A 20406-nucleotide genomic window follows, 5' to 3' on the forward strand; every position below is an offset into this window, starting at 1 on the left:
TGCTTTGTGGGCGGTCAACGTTAGAGGTACTATTAACGTAATTTCTGGCTAAGGATGGAGTAAGTATGTTGCACCTGCTTGATGTGAATTACAGTTTCCTGTCTGAACTGAAATCCAGAGAACTCTTTACTCTAAGAAAGAAAGTTTTTAAAGACCGGCTCAACTGGCTGGTAAATGCTGAGAACAATATGGAGTCGGATGAATATGATAATCCCAGAACGACCTATATTTTTGGCATTTATCAGGAAGTCTGTATCTGCAGCCTGCGATTCATAAATATCAAATATCCGAATATGATTACCGGCACCTTCAAATCCTGGTTTAAAAATGTGGAGCTGCCTCAGGGGAATTATGTGGAAGCCAGCCGCCTTTTTATTGACAAGGATCGTGTTCAGGCGCTGGAGCTTCGTCAGCAGCCTGTCAGCGCTTTGCTGTTTCTTTCCATGATTAACTATGCCAGACATTATGGATATGAGGGAATCTATGCCATCGTCAGCCATCCGATGTATCTGATTTTCAAAAAATCCGGCTGGGGAATTTCGGTAGTGGAACAGAGTCTGTCTGAAAAAGACGAAAATATTTATCTGATATTTATGCCCGTTGATAAAGGGAACCAGCAAACGCTGATGGCGCTGGTAAAAGCAAAGGTTCCCGCCTTAACGTGCCGGCTGAACAGCTGGCCGCTCTCATTCCCCGTCAGGCTGCACCGGACGGATAAGGTTTAGCTCAATACCCAGTCGGATGGCGTGTTTAGCGTTGGACACGCCTAATTTCTTCACCGCATTGCCCATGTGATATTTCACAGTGGTCAATTTAATGCCCAGAATCAACGCAATTTCCTGGTAAGATTTACCTACGCTGGCCCAGTAAATAATTTCATTTTCGCGGTTGGAAAATATCTCGCGGGTATTCATCTCATTGAAGTCGGCTTTTCTTGCCAGCTCCTGATAAAGCTGTGACAGTTTTTCATGAGCCGTAATCAATAACATCTGAAGCTTGCTTCTGTTATTATGAATTAACTCTTCGATATTATCGTCGCAGTGTTTATCTAACATCAGAGAGAGCACCACCAGATTATTATTATGGTCATGCAATACAAAGGTGTAGCCGTTAATGATGTCGTGATTACGTGCCATATCAAATAATTTTGGCACTTTCACGCCCTGATTCAGCATCAGGTTTTCATCCCAGGAAAAGGGGGTCAGTCGGTAAAGCGCGGTAATTAATACCGGATCGATGAACTGGAAATTGTTATCGATATAGACTTTAAACCACTCCGGACGGTTTGAGATAATCGAGAAATCCGCCGGATTCCTTTTGCTCATGATGGCGTAGGCGTATTTGATGTTGTTGAACTGGACCAGTTTACGTTCCAGATAATCCTTGATTGACGTGTTAATAGCTTGATTATCAAAAAATAACTTAGCCATGTCATTATCTCCCTGGGAAATAGTGCTTCCATCGTGAATCAGAGACTTTAACATAAATTTAATCTACCGGCTAACCCTACAGGGCAGAGCAACGGTGTGAAAAGCATCAAAAGAGAAAGGAAAGGTAACAGGGAAGAAAACAAGGATCGCAGGCTGGAAAGGCAGGGGGTAAGGGTGAACCAGATCGCGCCTGAACAGTTTTAAAGGTGAATTTAATTTACCATTTTAAACTCTTCGGTTTGGTACTGGTTCCCTTGGTGTTGGCAAAATAAAATCTAAAGTACTAATAATTAACTATATTTATTTTTTTGGTTCGCCAATACAATACGATGTTTGAATCATTAATGGTAGCCATACTTAAGTACAGTTAAGCACTGTTCTTTTTCACCCGCGAGTGGCAGCAGTAACTGTTTATCGCGGGTTGCCTGCCTTAAACGTCCAGTTTTTCCACTGCCCAGGCAATGCCGCTGGCATAGTCCGCAGGCAATTGCGGGACCAGCGCCTTAAGGGCCGCCTGCAATGACGTTTTACTGACATCAGAGAGGTTAAGGTGGCCAACTTTGCGCCCTGGCCGCACTTCTTTCTCATACCAGTGCAGATGCACCAGCGGCTCATTAAGCCAGTCCAGGTTTACCGCCGTCCCAATCAGGTTAACCATTACTGAAGGGGTGCTGACCACAGGCCGGGGCAGTGGCAAATCCAGAATAGCGCGCAGATGCAGCTCGAACTGGCTGATCGAAGCCCCGTTCTGCGTCCAGTGGCCGCTGTTGTGCACCCGGGGAGCCAGTTCATTAATCAGCAGGCCTTCCGGTACCACAAAGCACTCCATCGCCATAACACCGACATACTTCAGCTCATGCATAATGGCTGAGAGCATCGATTCGGCCTGCTTTTGCAGAGCGGCGTCTGGCTCAGGCAACACCACGCTGGTGCGTAAAATGCCATCCTGATGGAGGTTGTGCGTCAGGGGATAAAATACAGTGCTGCCGTCATGGGCACGGGCGCCAACCAGAGAAACTTCTCCAGAAAAGTTAATGCCCTGCTCAACAATGCACTCACCGTAGCAGTCGGCAGGCAGAGCATCTGTTTCATTCGCCCGCAGGCGCCACTGACCACGGCCGTCGTAACCGCCCGTGCGGCGCTTGACGATAGCCAGTTCGCCCAGATCTGAGAACACCTGAGGCCACTCTGCGGCATCCGCCAGCAGCTGCCACGGCGCGGTAGCAAGACCAAGCTGGTCCAGCAGCTGCTTTTGTGTCAAACGATCGGCCAGGCGGGGAAAGATATCGCGGTTCACAAAGGCGCTGTGGGTTGCCAGCTCGCGCGTCAGAGCCGTTTCCGGCCAGCGCTCAATTTCAGCGGTGATCACGCTTTGCTGAACAGGCAGTGCTTCGGGGTCGGCATCCAGTCCGACAGGGTAGACGGCAATGCCCAGCGGCTCACCGGCCTGGCGCAGCATGCGGCCAAGCTGACCATTTCCTAATACGCAAACCGGCTTCATGCTTCCTCCCGCGGATCCGGGTTGTTCAGCACTTCGTCAGTCTGGGCCTGACGCCAGTTGGCCAGACGGGAAGAGAGATCTTTATCGTGGATCGCCAGGATCTGCGCCGCCAGCAGGGCAGCATTGGCTGCGCCGGCTTTGCCAATCGCCAGGGTGCCAACCGGAATACCGCGTGGCATCTGTACGATGGAGTAAAGGCTGTCGACACCGCTCAGCGCTGCGCTTTGCACCGGTACGCCCAGCACCGGCACCAGGGTTTTCGCTGCCAGCATTCCCGGAAGATGAGCCGCGCCGCCTGCGCCAGCAATAATGACCTGAATGCCGTTATCCGCCGCCTGTTCGGCAAAGCTGAACAGCTTGTCCGGCGTGCGGTGGGCCGAGACCACTTCGCACTCGAATGGGACAGCCAGGGCAGTAAGTATCTCCGCGGCAAATTGCATGGTTGCCCAGTCACTTTTGGAACCCATAACAATAGCAATGCGGGCCGGTGCGGCGTTGGAAGACATCGGGGTCTGACTCCTGTGATTGTACAAACGTCATCTGACAGCCTCTGCGGTGGTCAGATGGGAAGGGCAAAGAGAATATCACGACTCTGCGGCAAGGAAAACGTTTGCTCAGGCCTCAACAGGCCCTTTTGGGCACTATTTGACGCTTCAGAAGGGGAAAGAGATCAGGGTAGTTTCACTGGGGCTGACCCGAATCATCGAGCCTTCGCTGTGCCAGGCACCCAGCACCAGCCGTTCAGCAGGCTGACCATTAATGTCCAGCGCGTGGACAGCAGGGCGATGGGTATGGCCGTGGATCAGATACCGGACCTGATGACGCGCCATGGCTTGTGTGACTGCTTCAGCATTGACGTCCATGATGCGCAGATCTTTGCTGCTGTTAGCCTGTTTGCTGCCTGCACGCATTTTTGCAGCAATTCGCTGACGCACAAATAGAGGCAGGGCCAGAAATACTTTTTGCAGCCAGGGTTGGTGAACCTTGCGACGAAAACGCTGATAGCCCTGATCGTCAGTACACAGCGTGTCACCGTGCATTATCAGGATCCGCTTGCCATAAAGCTCAGGCACCTGCTCCTCAGGAAGCAGGGTCATTCCGCTTGCTGCAGCAAAGCGTTTACCGATCAGAAAATCACGGTTACCGTGAATGAAATAGCAGGGCACGCCCTGTTGCTGAAGCGCTTTCAGCGCGGAGGCAATCTCAGCGTGAAGCGGATCAGGATCGTCATCGCCGATCCAGGCTTCAAACAGGTCGCCAAGGATATAGAGCGCATCCGCCTGAGGCGCTTCACGCCGTAAAAAAGCAAGAAAACCGGCAGTGATTGCCGGTTCTTCTTCACACAGATGGAGATCTGCGATAAACAGCGTATGAGGCATTATTCGCTGACGGTGACTTTCTGGATCACAACGTCTTCTTTTGGCACGTCCTGATGCATACCGCTACGGCCAGTAGAAACCGCTTTGATTTTCTCAACCACGTCCATGCCTTCAACCACTTCAGCGAACACGCAGTAACCCCAGCCCTGCAGGCTTTCGTCACGGAAGTTCAGGAAGTCGTTGTCTGCCACGTTAATAAAGAACTGGGCAGTAGCGGAGTGAGGTGCCTGAGTACGGGCCATCGCCAGCGTACCCTTGGTGTTTTTCAGACCGTTGCTGGCTTCGTTCTGGATTTCTGCTTTGGTATCTTTCTGCTTCATGCCGGGTTCAAAGCCGCCGCCCTGAACCATAAAGCCGTTGATAACGCGGTGGAAGATTGTGTTGTCGTAAAAACCTTCACGGCAGTAATCCAGGAAGTTGGCAACGGTGGCCGGCGCTTTATCGTCGAAAGTTTTGATGACGATATCGCCATGATTTGTCTGGAAAGTGACCATATTCTCATCCTGTAAAGGTTGGGGGTTTTTGATAAACCGGTGCTGGCGACATTCAGTGGCCAGCACACTATTAATAGACGGCTTTTATATCACAAAATGTGATGACGAGTCAGCATCGCTGCATAACAGCCGCCGGCATAACCTTGCTTTGCATGGCGCTTCCGTTAACAATACGGCAGAATATGCTTTTCACCGGTTATCACCCGCACACGTCAAAACGGAATGTCTCAATGCTAAAGATTTTCAATACCCTGAGTCGTCAAAAAGAGGAATTTAAACCTATTCATGCCGGTCAGATCGGCATGTACGTGTGCGGCATTACCGTTTACGACCTGTGTCACATTGGACACGGCAGAACTTTTGTGGCCTTTGATGTGGTAGCCCGCTACCTGCGTTATCTCGGATACTCGCTGAAATACGTCCGCAACATCACCGATATCGACGACAAAATTATCAAGCGCGCCAACGAAAACGGCGAGACGGTTGAAGAGCTGACCAACCGGATGATCGCCGAAATGCATAAAGATTTTGCCGCGCTCAATATCTTACCGCCAGACCAGGAGCCACGCGCCACGCGCCACATCAGCGAGATCATTGAGATCGTCAGCAAACTGATCGATCGCGATCACGCTTATGTAGCCAGCAATGGCGATGTGATGTTCTCCGTCAGCAGCGATCCTGATTATGGTCTGCTGTCACGCCAGGATCTGGATCAGTTGCAGGCCGGCGCGCGGGTGGAAGTTGAAGCCGATGTGAAGCGTAATCCGATGGATTTCGTGTTGTGGAAAATGTCCAAAGCCGATGAGCCAAGCTGGCCTTCCCCCTGGGGAGCGGGTCGCCCTGGCTGGCATATTGAGTGTTCGGCCATGAACTGCAAACAGCTGGGCGATCACTTTGATATCCACGGCGGCGGATCGGATTTGATGTTCCCTCACCACGAAAATGAGATTGCTCAGTCTTCCTGTGCCCACGATGGCCCCTACGTGAACTACTGGATGCACTCCGGGATGGTGATGGTTGATCGCGAGAAGATGTCCAAATCGCTGGATAATTTCTTTACCGTCCGCGACGTGCTGGAGCATTTTGATGCGGAAACCGTTCGCTACTTCCTGATGTCCGGCCATTATCGCAGCCAGCTTAACTACGCTGAAGATAACCTGAAGCAGGCCCGTTCAGCGCTGGAGCGTCTCTATACGGCAATACGTAACACCGATACCTCCGTTGAGGCGGCGGGTGGTGAGGAGTTCGAAACACGCTTCCGTGAAGCGATGAATGATGACTTCAACACGCCTGAAGCTTACTCCGCGCTGTTTGACCTGGCGCGTGAGGTGAACCGCCTGAAGGCAGAGGATATGGCGGCAGCCAACGGCCTCGCGGCTAAACTTCGTCAGCTTGCTGGCGTGCTCGGCCTTCTTGAGCAGGATCCTGAGCTGTTCCTGCAAAATGGTGCGAAGACCAACGATGATGAAGTGGCAGAAATCGAAGCCCTGATCAGACTGCGTCTTGATGCCCGCAGGGATAAAAACTGGGCGCAGGCTGATATGGCCCGCGACAGGCTGGTAGCTATGGGTATCGTTCTGGAAGATGGCCCGCAGGGAACCAGCTGGCGCCGTAAGTAACACCGGAACCTCTGCCCTGGATCCCAGAATATCGCGGCCGGGGCGAGCGGCACTGTTAATCCATCACAGGGGCGAAAGCCCCTGTTTGTTTTCTGCGGGGCAACCATGACTATCCGTCAACTCTCGCTGTCTGGCTTCCGTTCTGTCCGCGAAGTCACTCTGGAGCTGTCACAGCTCAATGTTATCAGCGGCCCCAACGGCTGTGGCAAATCCAACCTGTATAAAGCGGTGCGTCTGCTGCATGAAGCGGCCAGCGGGCGATTGTCTGCCGCATTAGCGGAAGAGGGCGGGATCCAGAAAACGATGTGGGCGGGTGCGCCAAAGCGGGGGGAATCCCGGCGGAACGGCAAACGTATGGTGCTGGGCGTGGAGATGGATGACTATGAGTATCAGCTGGAGATTGGTTTCCCTGAGCCGCTGATCAGCCTGTTCAATCTGGATCCGCTGGTGAAAGCCGAAAACATCTGGCTCAGCGGACAGCGGCAGCGACCCTCTTCACGGCTGCTGGAGCGGAAAAATCAGGCGGCCTTTCTTAACAATATAGACGGTGAGCGCATTGCTTATCCCTCTTCGCTGCATGAGGAAGAGTCCGTCTTCTCACAGCTCTCCGATCCTCACCTTTATCCGGAAGTCTCCCAGGTCCGTGAAAATCTTAGCAAGTGGCGCTTCTACCACGAATTCGCAGTCTGGCCTGGCTCACCCATCCGTGTGCCACAGGTAGGCATTCGTGCGCCCGTACTGGCGCATGATGGTCATAACCTCGCGGCAGCTTTTGAAACAATCCGCGAGCGTGGGCACACCGAACTGCTCTTTTCAGTGCTGACGGAGGCTTTTCCGGGCAGTGAATTTTTTGTTGAAGCCCAGGGAGGACGTTTCCAGATGCTGATGCAACGCCAGGGGATCTTAAGGCCGCTGGAAGTCGCCGAACTGTCGGATGGCACGCTGCGTTTTTTATGTCTGGTGGTGGCGCTCCTGAGTCCAAGGCCGCCCACTTTTATGGCGATCAACGAACCTGAAAACAGCCTGCATCCTGATTTACTGCCTGCGCTGGCATTACTGATCGCCGAAGCAAGCCGCTACAGCCAGATTTGGGTCACCAGCCACTCGCCAGCATTGGCAGAACAAATCGGCCGGCATTGTGACCTTCGGCATTATCAGCTTTCACAAAGGGAAGGGGAAACTGTGGTGCTGTAGAAGCCCTGCCGGAGAGGCAGGGCAGATCGGTCAGGCTACAACGGAGATGCTGTTGCCTTCAAATACCACGGTCTGACCGCTGACTATCTTGCAGCGCTTGCGGGTCTCCACCACGCCATCAACGGTAACCAGGCCTTCCGCTATCAGCAACTTTGCTCTTGCGCCGCTTTCCACTAAACCTTCCAGCTTCAGCAGATCGCACAGGTCGACGTGCGGATGTTTACCTAAAGAAAACGTTGCCATTATTTTACTGCTCCATCATGAAAATGTTCGCAGGCGTACAGGGTATTCTGAATCAGTGTAGCCACTGTCATCGGACCCACGCCGCCTGGTACTGGGGTTATGTAAGACGCGCGCTCTGAGGCAGCGGCAAAATCAACATCGCCAACCACTTTGCCGCTTTCCAGGCGATTGATGCCCACATCGATCACTACAGCGCCTGGTTTAATCCAGTCTCCGGGAATAAAACCCGGTTTGCCCACGGCAACAATCAACAGATCGGCATGTTCCACATGATGGCGCAGATCTTTCGTAAAGCGGTGAGTCACGGTAGTAGTACAGCCAGCCAGCAGCAGTTCCATACTCATTGGACGACCCACGATGTTGGACGCGCCAACCACCACGGCATTCATGCCAAAAGTATCAATGTTATAACGCTCGAGCAGCGTGACAATGCCCCGGGGCGTGCACGGACGCAATTTAGGCGCGCGCTGACACAGACGGCCAACGTTATAAGGATGGAAACCGTCCACGTCTTTTGCAGGTGAAATACTTTCCAGCACTTTAACGTTATCGATGCCAGCCGGTAACGGCAGCTGCACCAAAATCCCATCAATGTCGCCGTCGTTATTCAGCTTGTCGATCAGCTCAAGCAACTCCGCTTCGCTGGTGGAGGCGGGCAGATCGTAAGAGCGGGAAAGAAAACCTACCTCTTCACAAGCGCGGCGCTTGCTGCCGACATAAATCTGCGAAGCCGGGTTCTCACCGACCAGAACAACTGCCAGCCCAGGGGCACGCTTACCAGCTTCGACACGCTGCTGCACTTTAGCCGCAACCTCTTGTCGCACCTGCTGCGCAATCGTTTTACCGTCAATAATTTTTGCTACCATCAGAGAGGGGATCCATCTGTATTGAGTTGAAACGGGGAATGGAGCCTATTTTGTCAGAAGCGGGCGCTGCTGTCAGGCACAGTTTGCGGGCAGACTGTTCAATAGTGCAGCAACAGACCGAATCAGCCCGATAAATCGTTGACTCAGCAGGTTCGCACCGTATAATTCGACCCACGCAGCACCTCAGTGCGCCCTTAGCTCAGTTGGATAGAGCACCGGCCTTCTAAGCCGTAGGTCACAGGTTCGAATCCTGTAGGGCGTACCATTAACTTTCAATGAGTTAGGCTTTCTTCTTCTCTCCCTCATTTTCCAAAAGTGTCAGATTAGTGTCATTGGTGCCAATCATGTCATCGATTTTGCGTGCGTGTTCGGTCAGATGGTTTGGCGACATGTGGGCATAACGACGCACCATCTCAATCGATTCCCAACCTCCCATTTCCTGCAGCGCTGAAAGTGGTACCCCGGCCTGGACTAACCAGCTTGCCCACGTATGGCGCAAATCGTGAAACCTGAAATCAGTTATACCTGCTTTCTTTAATCCAATTCGCCAGCCAGAGTTATCATCAACTCTCATCTTTCTCACATCAGGCGTCTTTGAACCGTCAGCGCGATAACTTGCCCTGGTGTGCACAAAAACAAAGCGACCATGTTTTCCAATCTGTTCGCGAAGAACCTTGCATGCGGTATCATTCAGAGCCACGCCGATAGCCTTGCCCGCTTTAGCGTTTTCCGGATGTATCCATGCAACCTTTCTCTGCATATCGACCTGTGACCATTCCAGGTCGATGATGTTTGATCTACGCAAGCCGGTAGACAGAGCGAAAATTACGATGGGCTTAATGCTTTCCGGCATACAGTCGATCAACACCCTCGCCTCATCTCTGGTCAGCCAGCGAATCCTTTTGCTGACAGGCTTCCTTGCCTTAATGACTGGCGCCTGCCTCAGCCACTTCCATTCATCAGCTGCAATCCTCAGCATGCTTCTTATCAAAGACAGATACTGGCTCCGTGTTGCGGCCGCCAAAGGTTTAGCTTTGTAGGCTGGCACTGGCTTTCCCTTCCTTAATGCTGCGTCTCGCATAGTTTCCCACCGGTGAAGATGGTTGCGGTTCACCATGCCCGAGACTGATGCGATCACCTTCTCCTCTGAAATAGCCGAAAGGTTCATCCCTGAAAAGTGACCGAGAAAATATTCAATCTTCGTTCGGTCATCATCCAGTGACCGCTTATGGTCCTTCTCTGTGAGCCACCTGAGACAGGCTTCGTCGAAGGTGTGCTCCGGAATCTCTCCAAGCTTGTTCACCCGCCATGATTCCGCTCTCAGCCGGTCATAGAGTTCCTGCGCTTGCTTCCTGTCTGTCGTCTCAAGGCAGCGCCTAACTCTTTTGCCACCCGGTTCGACGAAGTCGCAGTACCAATTGCCGTAACGTTGTTTGAGCGCCATACAGCTTTCCTCTCTGGATGGCCGTTCTCTGCATTCACGGCCTGATTCTGTTGCTGATTGTGGATATATTCAAGACAAGAAGATTTAAGAATCTCCAGGCGGCCTCCGCCATTGGAGCCAGACTTGCCCGCACGAAGCTTCCTGTCTTTGATTAACTGGCGGACTGTGCGCGGTGATTTCCGGAGAAAACTGGCCGCATCACAGAGGTTGAACAGAACGTCATCCATTCTGAAATCAGTCATCGTTTACCTCACAGAGTATTTTGAACTCGCCCAGATGGCGATCACGAATGCTATTGCGATGGGAATGTCGGGGTAGGCTTGCACTTAAAGTTGGTGCCTCCCGATAAAGTCACTCTGCATATTTCTAATTGACTCCTGCTGAGCGCTGCTAGCAATCTTGTCAAGTTGAAGCATTGTCTTCGCTGAAGGCCTGCACTGGAGTGAGCCAGGAACGGTCTCCCCATCCACACGGTATAGATTTCCATAAGCGAAAAACTTATTTGCCACCCATACCTCTTTCCGCTTTCCTTTATGCAGGAAAGTAATCGTGTATTCGCCAGAACCAACGACTTCACCTTCAGCCATTATTACGATCAATTTTTCATCCCACTCCTGACTAAATGGGCGTTGATAAAACATGAGTGTGTTTATTACATGTTCTGCATAGAATCTGATATTCACGAAATCTCCTTATCCACCACGCCCCAGCCGCTGACACACACAATTCAGCCACAACCATGCCCGCCCGCGATGTTTTGCAGGTATCAGGTTTTCAATGCGTTTGGCGTGTTTGTCGAGTATCTGGCGGTAGGTTAGGGTGTTTGATTGGTGTTTGAATTCTTTAAGCGCTGCTCGAGCCGTGCTGTTGATCGCGTTTTGCGATTCCTGTGTCATGCTGTCGCTCCATGCAATCTGACCAGACCTGAGCGGCTATAGCTCTCCAGCCCACAGCATGGACATGTCGCCGCTTACCCGTAGCACCGGCATGAGTTATCACCTCATCCAGATAGTTTTCGAAAGCCTTTTCTGATTTAGTCATCGGTGAGCCTTACGCCGGGAATTTGACCGTTCTTAATGCGGGAATAAAGTTTCTCTGCTGATTTTGTGGCTATATCAGCCTGTTCGAGCATCGCATTAACTGCCACCTCTTCACGCCTATCCTCTGTTGTAATCAGACTAAAATCACCCTGCTCACCAGATGATAATAAGAACCCGACATCAACCGTTGCGCCTTTATGGCCGGAATAGACAACGATACCCCTGCGATACGTGGACGTTTCATCATCCCAAGTTTTAATCTCAGCTCCCACAGGTGGGAAGCCTTTTCCATCCCATTCAACGCTCATGATAATTTCCTCTGCTGTTCTGCTCTCACTACCTTCGCGTGGTCATCCCTGCATTCCGGACTACAGAAGTGTCCGCTGTCTATCGGATCTTCACAGTAGTGACACTCTCCCGTGTACACCATCTGAGGCGTTGAATGTCTGTTAGCGAGAGCAAGCTCAATCATTTGCTGCTCGCGTGCTGCTGCTTCATCAATTGGGTCTGCAAAATTCATGCTGATACCTCCGCAAATGCTTTCTCACACTGCAAAGAGATGCGAGTTATCTGCTGCTGAATTTCTTGCAGCGTCTGGGCCTCACCAGTCCGGATGTCGTGGTTAATCAGGGCGCGAATAAGATGCTCAATCTTTGAGTAATACCCGATGCGCTGCTTAGTCAGCTGCCCGGCGGTCTTCCCATGCTGAACAGTGTTAAAAACATAAAGAATGAAGTCGCTCATCCCGCCTTCAATCACGTAGTTTTCACTAATTTTTATATCCAATTCACTCTTAACTTTACTCATGGTTATCTCCTGAAATTTTGGCGTAAAAAAACCTGCCGGAGCAGGTTGATGGGGTTTATCTTGCCAATCTTATTTTGGCGCCGACTGAGCGGCTAACTTCTCCTTGTCCTCCAATATATTGGCCAAATCCTCCATTAGAAGAACTTTCATCCCAGATTAAACCTTCATCCTGCAGGCTTTCGAGTGCATCATAGAAATCTTGGTAGAAGATATCTGGGTTTAATCCCATCTCACGCATTACGCGACTTAACGTAATACCAAATGTTGGCAAATTTGATTGGGATTGTTGCTCAAAACTATTGTGTATGTTTTGCAGGGCGGAAAGTATTGCGTCTTTCATTACTAATCATCCTTCAATTTATCCGGGCCCATTCCCGTGACTAAATCATCGGCTCATCCGTGAGATTCTTTAGCCTCAACGCCTTACCTCGCCACACTCAAGCTGAACAAATGGCCTACGCTCGATGATCCGACTCTTCATAAGCTCACAGGACTCTCTGGTTTCGTATATCCGGGTAGATACTGGTATTGCTACAGGAAAGGTCGAGGTGATGAGTAGAACAAAGCCGGTTAGCATTAGCTACCTCCCGGCACTGGGGCTGCTGGAAGAGGCATCCAGTGCGATACATCATATGCTTTCCCCTTGCCGCGGGTGTCAAACCAAGCGCCGAGAAACAGGCCATCACCTATGTATTTGCCGCTCTCTATGTTGAAACTCTCGCAAACTGGAATGCGTATCAACACATCCTCACCGACTTTCGGGTAATCAACGCCGCACTTAACCCACCCATCCGGTGCCGGGATACTCGCTGGCGGGGTGATAAATACCTCAACCACTTCTCCGCCATGGTCATCTTTGGATTTGCTGGCATCCAGCGAGTTATTGTAAGCACGAAGCTCAACGTCAGGGCCGTATGAATCACAGACTTCAACCCGATGAATGAAGTAATCAGGCTTACCCTTCATGGCTTCTAACTGATACTCCATTGCCTCAAGGTAAATAGCTGCCCGTGGTGATTGCAGGTCAACGCCACCTTCGCGGATGGCTTTAATCTCTGCTTCAAGCGCCTGCTTCTCTTCATTATTCATCGCTCACCCCGGCATTGTTCAGGCGCAGCACTTCCCGCATCGCGGGCCAGGCGTCTTTAGGCGTAGGGGCGCGATTCCACGTGCGGATCATTTCGCGTAGCGTTTCATCATCCGGCAACTTAACCGGCACGGCTGGTGCTGGGCGGGTGAAAAGAGGAACAACGCGACTATTTGGCTCATTATGCGCAAGGCTGTTACCCCACCCCCAGATTTCATCTTCCAGCAACCCCGGATCTGAACTGACGCAGAAATCTTCAAAGTGTGCGTCACCATTAGCCGTCATAATTCCGTACATAAACGGATCCTGCTTCGCCAGCGCATCAAGCCGGGCCTCTGCTGCTTCCAGTCGCTCAATAAGCTCAGTGACTGCGGCGGGATTGGCAGCGGCAATGAAAGCTGCATCATTCCAGTCGGAACCAGACCAAGGCTCTGCGTTGAACCGTTTATGATTATTTTGGTTCCCGCTGCAGACCACTCGCTTACCTACCGGGTATGCAGCATCGCTGACTGAGTAGACTGCGGCCCTTTCCCAATCAGTGGCAGATTTCCAAGGGCCAGGGGTTGCTCCCTGTGCCAGCTCTTTCAGCTCATCCAGATTACTCATGGTTGCTCTCCTTCGTCTGCTGCCAGGCTTTCTCCATAAACGGTTCACTGAATTCAATTTCAGGAGCCTGCACGAAAGCAATGTAGGCCTCTTCCTGACAATTGGTGCAATAACCGGAGCGGATAGCACACCCGCAGTTTTCACATGATTTACTCATCCCCGGCCTCCGCTGGCTTAGCGCGTAACTGAGCGGCGTAGTGTCTGGCTAAATCTATCGCCCGATCACCTTCAGGATGCCCACCCTGAACTGCGGAGGCAAAACCTTCCACGCCCTGAGCCTTTATCTCGGCAATGAAGTCTTCGTCAACGACTTGCTGCTGATCGTCGATTAAGCGAATGCTAAGACACACCCCGTCAACCCAGCCACCTTCGTCATGGTCAAACCGCTCACAACTAAACTCACCGTCATTATCAACTTCAGGAATGGTGTAGCTGTCGTATGGACCGCCGTATGTCGGAACCATTCCGACATTTGGGTGCTCAATCCACAGGAAGAATGGGCGATTAGTTACAGGGCATCGCTCTGGCTTCCACCAGTTTTGCTCGCCAGCCAGCGCCTTTACCTGCTCCTGCAGCCGGTCACGCTCTGCAACAACTTCAGCAAACTTGCGCACCAGGTAAGCCGGGACGCTCTCGCCAAAGCTGATATCTGCTGGCAGCGCTTGACCTTTAATCACGCCGCGCATTTCATGTTCTGTAAAATTCATCTCATAGCTCCTGTGCATTGCAGATGCGAACCACTTCAGCGCAGGTCGCAGTGTCAAACATGCCGATATGGCAATCTTTAAAAGGAATGTTGAGCCGCTTGCTTAGCCAGTCATAAGCTCCCCGGCGACTCCTTGAACCTGACTTCCATATCGGGTCGAATGCGGCATGTGCTGCGCTCTTTGCCTTGCGCAATTCTGCATTTGCCAGCCTACCCAGCGGGACAGCCTTAGAGCGCTTATGACAACCAACCCATGCGCCACAGGGTAGGCATGACCAAAACTGCAATGAGTAAAGGTCCGGTCGGTGAGGGTAGATATCCTTTCCTGTTACGAGAGCAGCATCCTTGCCGCAGTAATTGCACTTCAATATCATTTCATAGCTCCTTAATGTAGAGTCCCGCTGCAATCAGCCGTGAACGTTGTTTTGGCTTGCTCGCATTGATTTCCTGATGCAACTTGAAGGCATAATCGGACATCTTTTTTTCTAACCATGGCTTCTGTGAAATGGCGTAACGGTATGCTTTATTGCCATACACATATCTGGCACCATAACTTCCGAACTGGCACTTAGGGCAACCAACGCCGCCCGAGAATATCCACTCACAACTGGCACATACCCTCAGTTTTGCTTTCATAGTTACTCCTGAAGTTCGCTACCACCCAAGCCGTAACGCCTGGTCAGGTAGTCGCCATAGCCTTTGCTTGGATCGACCGGTACAGTGACGATGATTTCTGGAAGCTTCGGATAGAGCGCCGCTTCTTCTGCAAACTTCCTTGTCCATCGATTGATTGTCCTTTCAGCCATCGTCTTGTGCCGCGGGTGTTGATCCCCAGCCTTCAGCGCCAGCCATGCCGCACCACAATCAGCGGCTATCCTTGCCAGCATCTGTTCTCTGTCAGATTTAGGGCGCAGAGATTCCGCCCTCGTGTGAGGATTAAGGTTTGGCATGGTGGTTTCCTGAGAGGGGTTAGGCGGCTTGCTCCAGCTCGCCTTTACGGATGTCGTAAACATCCTTAGCTTTAGCTTGCTGCTCGGTGCCGCGCAGGGTTCGCCAGGCTTCTTCGAATGCCGGCTTAAGCTCTTCCACTGAATGCGCTGAAGTTGCCAGTTCGGTGAAGTGCTTCAATGCCTCTTCGTGCGGGTCAACTCCTGACTCCAGCCAGTTGAGAAGCTTCTTGCCAGTATCCTCAGAGAGGATCATCGGGTCTGAGTTTGAGAACAGCTTGGTACGGTCCTTCGTGGAGTTGGCGTGATGCGACTCATGCACCAGGTCAAGCACGGTAGTGAACTCATATTCAACGCCATCACGCTGCTCAGACTTCATGCCCAGCTTGGCTACTTTCTTGCGTCCATTCTCTTCAACCTGCGCTGTTTCCGTTTTACTGCGCATGGTGGCGATCACATGCATATTCGTTCGCAGAATCGCGTCGAGGAACAGTCGGTGACGCGGGTTAATCTCGCTCCATGCTGACCAGGTGTTTCCGCGAAACTTCGCTTTAGCAATGGTATCGACCAGCTCCAGGCAGCCGCCAACGCCACTCCATTCATGCGTGATGCTGTCGATGATGATGGTGTCGTAACCGGCCTGTTCAGCAGCATTAATGCCCTCAATGAAGCGCTCCGGACTGAATGGCGGCTCAAGTTCCAGCACATCAAAATCAGCTACATCTGAGTAAAGCGAGGCGCTTCCTTTCTCGGTGTCGATTACTGCTACTTTCCCGCCAATTCCCTTGGCGATTAGCAATGCGCTGTAAGTTTTCCCTGAACCGCTCGGCCCGGTAAGAGCCAACCTAAGTCTGGCTTTCTTTCTCATGGCTTTTTCAAATTTCATGACTGTCCTCAGAAGGGCGCTTCGCCCAAAAAGTATTTCTGGTTTAACTTTTCGCAGAGAGCACAATTAAGAGCTGCCTGCTTTGCTTTGCGCTGTCCTGTGCGCCGGTAGTGCAAAGCGTCAATAACGTGGCCATGACGTTTTGCGATGCTTTCCTGAATGCTTCTTGCTGGCTGGGTTAATGGCATTGAAGACTCCCCCTGATGAGGTTATGTGCTGCGGCCCACATCATTGCGTCCCGTGTAATCAGAGCGATGCGGGCCATCTTGCGGGCCAGAATTACGTCATCATTCATGGCTATGGCTTCCCTGGGCTGGTTAATGCGTCGATAAATGAGCGCCAGCCGGAGCGGATGCGCCTAACGATTCGGTCAAGTTGAGATGCGTTGAAATTGAAGCCACCCATGTGGGTAGCCCCAGCTAAAGCGAATGCCTGCATGGGTGATTCCTTTGTTTGTTTGGTTTATTCATTACGAAACGCCCGAGCGGACGCTTTGGGATGCATAAAAAAGCCGCTCGTGTTGAGCGGCAAGTGATTCAGGCCAATTCGTACTGTCTGCAACGTCACCTCTAAAGCGCGTTGTGATGACTGATAATCACATTCGAGCCGACTCAGTGAATCAGCTCTGCGGTGTCACTCAGGCTTGCTGATGATTTCGTAGAGAGGTATTTGGTTTGTTTTGTAAGGTCCGTAATTGGATATGTAAGCATCCTTGCTTTCAGGCCCATTGCCGTACAAATCCGGGTCTGATAGGGCTGTAAATCTCGAAGCCTCACGGGCCTGTTCATCGGCAAAATATCCCAGCGTGTGTCTAAAAACCTCCAATGTGAAAGTGAGCACTTCAATCCCGTACCAGTTGTCATCCCTGACAATTCTTATTGTGTCTCCAGCCTTTGGTTCCATCTTCCAACTCCTTACAGTTGCTGCTGGCCCAATGCCTTCAAAATCACAGCGTCAATTTGTGCTGCGCTATCTTCGACCGGATTAAATGAACTGGCTTTCGATTCAATCCCCGCCTGACGGAAGTGAGCCTGAATGCGCAGGCAAGCCTCAAGCAACTCAGGTGCGGCTGAGATGAGGTTCGCGTTGGCATCGTTAATATTGTAAGTAGGCGTTGAGTTATATAAATCCGCGATGTATTCGCATTCATTCAACGCCACTATCTTGCAGCCAGGCTCATCGTATGACCAAGGCCCCGGCGTTCCTTTAAATTCACTCATTTCCCCTCCAGATAATGTTTCCTGACCGCTGCAACCAGCTGGTCTCTGTTTAATGTCTCACCTGCGTTTAATTTCACACCGGCATATTCAGGCTTGAGTCTGAAAAGGTATCCACACGCTAACCTGACAACACGCCGCTTCTCGCCTCTTACCTGAATCATGTTTTTAGCCCGTAAAAAAGGCCGCCCGGTGGCAGCCTGTTAGTTTTCAATTACTACGTCGAGCAGCTCTTGCCTGTCAGCATCCAGAAGCGCTACATATCCGATTTTGAACATCCTCACCAGCCAATCAACGCTCACGTTTTGATAATTACTCATCTCTCACTCCTGCGGCAGCGCCGCTGTTATTCAGGCGTAAAAAAAGGCTGCGAGTTAGGCAGCCTGTTGTGCTTCCCGGCACTGCCGGTTTAGTTTGTTGAAGACGTCCCGGAAAATGGGGTATTCGTCCTTTGAAATTTTGCTCATGTAGCGATGACCGATAATCCCTGTTTCCTCATCCAGTACGATGCGCGCACTGTTTACGCCGACCACAAAGAAGAATCTCGGGAACTTGCGCCACTGCGTTATCAGGCCATCATCAATCGCTTGCTGAATGTAGGGCGGAAGCTCAACAAGGCTAGCGAGAGCAGTCTTATTCTCCTCTCTCTCAATGGCGTCCTTCGTGCGCTGAATACTGTCCTGCAAGTCTCTCAGCGCGTCACTCTGCTTATCCCACTTATTCATTGTTGCGCGTCCATTGCGCTTGTCATTAAGCGGCTGTCCATTTGCCTGAGCTACAGTGTCGAAGTGGTTCTGAAGCCGCTCATCAAATCTCATCTCTTTCTTTACGAGAGAAGCTTTTAAAATTTCCAGGCGCTTAGTCATAGCTACCTCGCCGTAACTGATTCTGTTGGCTTCCTGAAGCCAGCCGCAAAAATCGCAACCTGACCCAGACACATATTGTCTGCACTCGGATCAGCCACACTTCGCGCTGATGGTGCCGTTACTGCTCTGAATACATTGCTGCTGCAACCAGTAGCGATTACAGCGATTTTGCGCATCAATCTTGCATCTTGTTCACGTTCAATTGCGGAGGCTCTCAGGCGCTCTCTGCGGCGTTGCTTGGCGTTCATTTGAACCTCCGTTGCGGGTAGATGATTTTGGTGGTGAAGGCCGGACGCTACCCCGGCGATGTGTTCAGGCATGGGCGTCACCATTACCTTGGGCCACCTGCCTGCCCAGCCACGAATTGCCTGTGTTCGTGCCCACGTTGCGTGTCTTCGTTTTTCCACGCCGCTTCACCCCAAAACCATCTCTGGTCATTGGTCACGCTTTGTCAGCGTGCATCTGATTTTTAAAGAGCGTGATATCCGTTTCGTGTTGCTTCAGCCTCTTGCTGTGGGATTAAAGATACAGACAAAACTGTATTATCGTCAACAGATAAAACTGTATTATTTACAGGTTTTGAGGCAATAGACTGTATTTCAAAGGAAAGAAATTTGTGAGGGGCGAAAAAAAACCGCCTCTCGGCGGCTTATTTGGGAGGGTGGTTAGCGTTTGCGGCGGTAAATACGGTGTTCAACCATTGTGCCGATGATCTTAATCTCTCTCTCGGCGCTATTCATGGTTGGATAGTCATCATTAAGAGGTACTAATTCAAAGTGATGCTTACCATCTGATGAGTAAAAGGTAGGGCGGTACTTTTTAAACGTGGCTTCGTGCTCTCCGTTCTTGGCAACAACAAACTCACCTGGTGCCGGTTCAATCTCAGGGTCTACAACAATCACATCCCCGGCTTTGAAGTCTGGCTCCATAGAGTCGCCCACGATCTTCAATGCGAAGGTGTATTGAGACCAGTCCATGTCTGTCAGGACGTACTCAAAACTCCCGTCCATTGCTTCTATGGCTGGCTTTGATGCTAATGCGCCAGCCTGTACGTAGTTGATCAAGGGAATCCTCCTTGTATTCACCTCGCTCACTGGTACGAAAGTTCCACCATTCATCAGCCAGGAGGGCTCACATCTCAGTGCTTCGGACATACCAACAATATTGCGAGGCTTAAGGGTCTTGCCATCCTCAATACTAGCCCAAGACTGTTGGGTTATACCCGCTTTTTCTGCGACTTCAGTCTGAGTTAAGCCCAGCTCTATTCTTCTTTTTTTACTCTATCTGCAAGGCTCATAGGTTCCTCTCCATTTCCCACAATCCTCACAGGTAAAGCTGTATTTGACAAACAGAAGTAACTGTTAGAGAATACAGATAAAACTGTGGAGGCAAGTTTATGGATACTATTTCTCAACGCCTCAAACAGAAGCGCATGGAGTTAAATCTCACCCAGGCGCAGTTAGCTGAGAAAGCTGGCATGAAGCAGCAATCTATACAGCAAATTGAAGCAGGCTCGACGCAACGACCGCGCTTTCTGTTTGAACTGGCTTTAGCGCTCAAGTGTGATCCGCTCTGGCTTTTGTACGGCACCACAGGTGGCTCCAGGGCCGCCTAAGCAACACCGCTCTTTACACAATCAGGCCGCCCGCCGACAACGCAGGCAAACAACAATGTGGCACCCCACGGTGCTAACACGTATCTAACTAATTAACCAACATGGAAATTATAAGAAATGGAACAGGCAAACCCACGCAAATCAGCAAGTATTGCGTTTATCGGTCGCCATCTTTTGGCTACTGCACACCAGGCATTATCAAACACCCGTCAGTCAGTGGTTGCCAGGCTGCTTGAAGTGGCTGATTCAACCATCCTTCGCCGTACCGAAAAATACCCTGAAATTATGGAAACTCTCGCCGCCTGCGGTGTAGAGGATTTTGTGATGCGCGGGGAACGGAAGATGCCGATGGAACATTACCGGCATTTGATCTGGATACAGCTGGAGTATTCCCGGCTGCAACTGGAAATGACAAAAGAAAAGCCGCAAGAGAGCACGAACTCTTTTGCGGCCTGATAT

At 51.1% G+C, this 20406-nt stretch carries 32 protein-coding genes, 1 tRNA gene and 1 pseudogene; 6 read left to right on the forward strand and 28 right to left on the reverse strand.

Annotation, left to right across the window (positions count from 1 at the left end):
• Nucleotides 1–65: 65 nt before the first annotated feature.
• A complete protein-coding gene (locus tag VRC33_RS05750; protein WP_338561765.1) occupies nucleotides 66–725 on the forward strand; it encodes an acyl-homoserine-lactone synthase in 660 nt (219 codons plus the stop codon).
• On the opposite strand, the gene VRC33_RS05755 is transcribed toward VRC33_RS05750, so the two are convergent.
• From VRC33_RS05755 to ppiB, 5 genes are all read right to left on the reverse strand, one after another.
• Nucleotides 687–1430 carry a LuxR family transcriptional regulator gene (locus VRC33_RS05755; RefSeq protein ID WP_338561767.1) on the reverse strand — a complete coding sequence of 248 codons (744 nt, stop codon included), beginning with the start codon at nucleotides 1428–1430 and terminating at the stop codon, nucleotides 687–689. The two genes, VRC33_RS05750 and VRC33_RS05755, sit on opposite strands and share 39 nt — an antisense overlap.
• Nucleotides 1431–1860: 430 nt before the next feature.
• Complete coding sequence (gene purK / locus VRC33_RS05760) at nucleotides 1861–2931, reverse strand: 5-(carboxyamino)imidazole ribonucleotide synthase (protein WP_338561769.1); 1071 nt, start codon at nucleotides 2929–2931, stop codon at nucleotides 1861–1863.
• Nucleotides 2928–3437, reverse strand: coding sequence for a 5-(carboxyamino)imidazole ribonucleotide mutase (gene purE / locus VRC33_RS05765; RefSeq protein ID WP_338561771.1), 510 nt, complete (start codon nucleotides 3435–3437; stop codon nucleotides 2928–2930). The genes purK and purE overlap by 4 nt, the downstream gene beginning before the upstream one ends.
• A gap of 147 nt (nucleotides 3438–3584) precedes the next feature.
• Complete coding sequence (gene lpxH / locus VRC33_RS05770) at nucleotides 3585–4310, reverse strand: UDP-2,3-diacylglucosamine diphosphatase (RefSeq protein ID WP_338561773.1); 726 nt, start codon at nucleotides 4308–4310, stop codon at nucleotides 3585–3587.
• Nucleotides 4310–4804, reverse strand: a complete 495-nt coding sequence (gene ppiB / locus VRC33_RS05775) for a peptidylprolyl isomerase B (protein WP_338561775.1) — start codon at nucleotides 4802–4804, stop codon at nucleotides 4310–4312. The genes lpxH and ppiB overlap by 1 nt, the downstream gene beginning before the upstream one ends.
• 230 nt (nucleotides 4805–5034) lie before the next feature.
• Here ppiB and cysS point away from each other — a divergent pair, with 230 nt between their 5' ends.
• Both cysS and VRC33_RS05785 read left to right on the forward strand, forming a co-directional pair.
• The gene (cysS, locus tag VRC33_RS05780) at nucleotides 5035–6423 is read left to right on the forward strand and encodes a cysteine--tRNA ligase (protein WP_338561777.1); all 1389 of its coding nucleotides are present in this window, start codon (nucleotides 5035–5037) and stop codon (nucleotides 6421–6423) included.
• 105 nt (nucleotides 6424–6528) lie between these two features.
• Nucleotides 6529–7617 carry an AAA family ATPase gene (locus tag VRC33_RS05785; RefSeq protein ID WP_338567550.1) on the forward strand — a complete coding sequence of 363 codons (1089 nt, stop codon included), beginning with the start codon at nucleotides 6529–6531 and terminating at the stop codon, nucleotides 7615–7617.
• 30 nt (nucleotides 7618–7647) lie between these two features.
• On the opposite strand, the gene ybcJ is transcribed toward VRC33_RS05785, so the two are convergent.
• Nucleotides 7648–7860 (reverse strand): ribosome-associated protein YbcJ, encoded by a 213-nt coding sequence (gene ybcJ, locus VRC33_RS05790; RefSeq protein WP_338561780.1) that lies wholly within the window; start codon nucleotides 7858–7860, stop codon nucleotides 7648–7650.
• Nucleotides 7860–8726 carry a bifunctional methylenetetrahydrofolate dehydrogenase/methenyltetrahydrofolate cyclohydrolase FolD gene (gene folD, locus VRC33_RS05795; RefSeq protein WP_338561783.1) on the reverse strand — a complete coding sequence of 289 codons (867 nt, stop codon included), beginning with the start codon at nucleotides 8724–8726 and terminating at the stop codon, nucleotides 7860–7862. The genes ybcJ and folD overlap by 1 nt, the downstream gene beginning before the upstream one ends.
• A gap of 188 nt (nucleotides 8727–8914) precedes the next feature.
• Between folD and VRC33_RS05800 the strand changes: the two genes are divergently transcribed.
• Nucleotides 8915–8991 (forward strand) — tRNA-Arg (locus VRC33_RS05800).
• A gap of 15 nt (nucleotides 8992–9006) precedes the next feature.
• Here VRC33_RS05800 and VRC33_RS05805 read toward each other — a convergent pair.
• The 21 genes and pseudogenes from VRC33_RS05805 to VRC33_RS05905 form a co-directional block, all read right to left on the reverse strand.
• Nucleotides 9007–10170 (reverse strand): site-specific integrase, encoded by a 1164-nt coding sequence (locus VRC33_RS05805; protein ID WP_338561785.1) that lies wholly within the window; start codon nucleotides 10168–10170, stop codon nucleotides 9007–9009.
• Between the two features lie 326 nt (nucleotides 10171–10496).
• Entirely contained in the window at nucleotides 10497–10853 is a 357-nt protein-coding gene (locus VRC33_RS05810; RefSeq protein WP_338561788.1) for a hypothetical protein, read from the reverse strand.
• Between the two features lie 160 nt (nucleotides 10854–11013).
• The gene (locus tag VRC33_RS05815) at nucleotides 11014–11211 is read right to left on the reverse strand and encodes a hypothetical protein (protein WP_338561791.1); all 198 of its coding nucleotides are present in this window, start codon (nucleotides 11209–11211) and stop codon (nucleotides 11014–11016) included.
• Nucleotides 11204–11518 (reverse strand): hypothetical protein, encoded by a 315-nt coding sequence (locus VRC33_RS05820; protein ID WP_338561793.1) that lies wholly within the window; start codon nucleotides 11516–11518, stop codon nucleotides 11204–11206. The genes VRC33_RS05815 and VRC33_RS05820 overlap by 8 nt, the downstream gene beginning before the upstream one ends.
• A gap of 208 nt (nucleotides 11519–11726) precedes the next feature.
• Nucleotides 11727–12017 carry a DUF5405 family protein gene (locus VRC33_RS05825; protein WP_338561795.1) on the reverse strand — a complete coding sequence of 97 codons (291 nt, stop codon included), beginning with the start codon at nucleotides 12015–12017 and terminating at the stop codon, nucleotides 11727–11729.
• A 55-nt stretch (nucleotides 12018–12072) separates the two neighbouring features.
• Nucleotides 12073–12357: a hypothetical protein gene (locus VRC33_RS05830; protein ID WP_338561797.1), complete on the reverse strand. Its 285-nt coding sequence runs from the start codon at nucleotides 12355–12357 to the stop codon at nucleotides 12073–12075.
• A gap of 236 nt (nucleotides 12358–12593) precedes the next feature.
• A complete protein-coding gene (locus VRC33_RS05835) occupies nucleotides 12594–13106 on the reverse strand; it encodes a DUF551 domain-containing protein (protein WP_338561799.1) in 513 nt (170 codons plus the stop codon).
• Complete coding sequence (locus VRC33_RS05840; protein ID WP_338561801.1) at nucleotides 13099–13710, reverse strand: ead/Ea22-like family protein; 612 nt, start codon at nucleotides 13708–13710, stop codon at nucleotides 13099–13101. The genes VRC33_RS05835 and VRC33_RS05840 overlap by 8 nt, the downstream gene beginning before the upstream one ends.
• Entirely contained in the window at nucleotides 13703–13867 is a 165-nt protein-coding gene (locus tag VRC33_RS05845) for a hypothetical protein (RefSeq protein ID WP_338561803.1), read from the reverse strand. The genes VRC33_RS05840 and VRC33_RS05845 overlap by 8 nt, the downstream gene beginning before the upstream one ends.
• Complete coding sequence (locus VRC33_RS05850) at nucleotides 13860–14417, reverse strand: hypothetical protein (RefSeq protein WP_338561805.1); 558 nt, start codon at nucleotides 14415–14417, stop codon at nucleotides 13860–13862. The genes VRC33_RS05845 and VRC33_RS05850 overlap by 8 nt, the downstream gene beginning before the upstream one ends.
• 1 nt (nucleotide 14418) lies before the next feature.
• Nucleotides 14419–14790, reverse strand: coding sequence for a zinc-finger-containing protein (locus VRC33_RS05855; protein WP_338561807.1), 372 nt, complete (start codon nucleotides 14788–14790; stop codon nucleotides 14419–14421).
• A 1-nt stretch (nucleotide 14791) separates the two neighbouring features.
• A complete protein-coding gene (locus tag VRC33_RS05860) occupies nucleotides 14792–15052 on the reverse strand; it encodes a hypothetical protein (RefSeq protein WP_338561809.1) in 261 nt (86 codons plus the stop codon).
• 2 nt (nucleotides 15053–15054) lie between these two features.
• Nucleotides 15055–15366, reverse strand: a complete 312-nt coding sequence (locus VRC33_RS05865; protein ID WP_338561811.1) for a hypothetical protein — start codon at nucleotides 15364–15366, stop codon at nucleotides 15055–15057.
• A 19-nt stretch (nucleotides 15367–15385) separates the two neighbouring features.
• Nucleotides 15386–16249, reverse strand: coding sequence for an ATP-binding protein (locus VRC33_RS05870; protein WP_338561814.1), 864 nt, complete (start codon nucleotides 16247–16249; stop codon nucleotides 15386–15388).
• An 8-nt stretch (nucleotides 16250–16257) separates the two neighbouring features.
• A complete protein-coding gene (locus tag VRC33_RS05875) occupies nucleotides 16258–16437 on the reverse strand; it encodes a hypothetical protein (RefSeq protein ID WP_338561817.1) in 180 nt (59 codons plus the stop codon).
• Nucleotides 16438–16546: 109 nt separating this feature from the next.
• Nucleotides 16547–16687 (reverse strand): protease FtsH-inhibitory lysogeny factor CIII, encoded by a 141-nt coding sequence (locus VRC33_RS05880; protein ID WP_338561819.1) that lies wholly within the window; start codon nucleotides 16685–16687, stop codon nucleotides 16547–16549.
• 195 nt (nucleotides 16688–16882) lie between these two features.
• The gene (locus tag VRC33_RS05885; protein ID WP_338561821.1) at nucleotides 16883–17152 is read right to left on the reverse strand and encodes a hypothetical protein; all 270 of its coding nucleotides are present in this window, start codon (nucleotides 17150–17152) and stop codon (nucleotides 16883–16885) included.
• Nucleotides 17153–17163: 11 nt separating this feature from the next.
• The gene (locus tag VRC33_RS05890; RefSeq protein ID WP_338561825.1) at nucleotides 17164–17469 is read right to left on the reverse strand and encodes a hypothetical protein; all 306 of its coding nucleotides are present in this window, start codon (nucleotides 17467–17469) and stop codon (nucleotides 17164–17166) included.
• A 371-nt stretch (nucleotides 17470–17840) separates the two neighbouring features.
• Complete coding sequence (locus tag VRC33_RS05895; RefSeq protein WP_338561827.1) at nucleotides 17841–18332, reverse strand: hypothetical protein; 492 nt, start codon at nucleotides 18330–18332, stop codon at nucleotides 17841–17843.
• 665 nt (nucleotides 18333–18997) lie between these two features.
• Complete coding sequence (locus VRC33_RS05900) at nucleotides 18998–19396, reverse strand: S24 family peptidase (RefSeq protein WP_338561828.1); 399 nt, start codon at nucleotides 19394–19396, stop codon at nucleotides 18998–19000.
• A 105-nt stretch (nucleotides 19397–19501) separates the two neighbouring features.
• Nucleotides 19502–19597 (reverse strand): annotated as a pseudogene (locus tag VRC33_RS05905) (helix-turn-helix transcriptional regulator); the annotation flags it as partial.
• Nucleotides 19598–19728: 131 nt separating this feature from the next.
• Here VRC33_RS05905 and VRC33_RS05910 point away from each other — a divergent pair.
• Together VRC33_RS05910 and VRC33_RS05915 are read left to right on the forward strand one after the other, a co-directional pair.
• A complete protein-coding gene (locus VRC33_RS05910; RefSeq protein WP_338561829.1) occupies nucleotides 19729–19947 on the forward strand; it encodes a helix-turn-helix transcriptional regulator in 219 nt (72 codons plus the stop codon).
• Nucleotides 19948–20064: 117 nt separating this feature from the next.
• A complete protein-coding gene (locus VRC33_RS05915) occupies nucleotides 20065–20403 on the forward strand; it encodes a hypothetical protein (protein ID WP_338561830.1) in 339 nt (112 codons plus the stop codon).
• Nucleotides 20404–20406: the final 3 nt, after the last annotated feature.

It is taken from the genome of Erwinia sp. E_sp_B01_1 (assembly GCF_036865545.1).
In the GTDB taxonomy this organism is placed as follows: domain Bacteria; phylum Pseudomonadota; class Gammaproteobacteria; order Enterobacterales; family Enterobacteriaceae; genus Erwinia.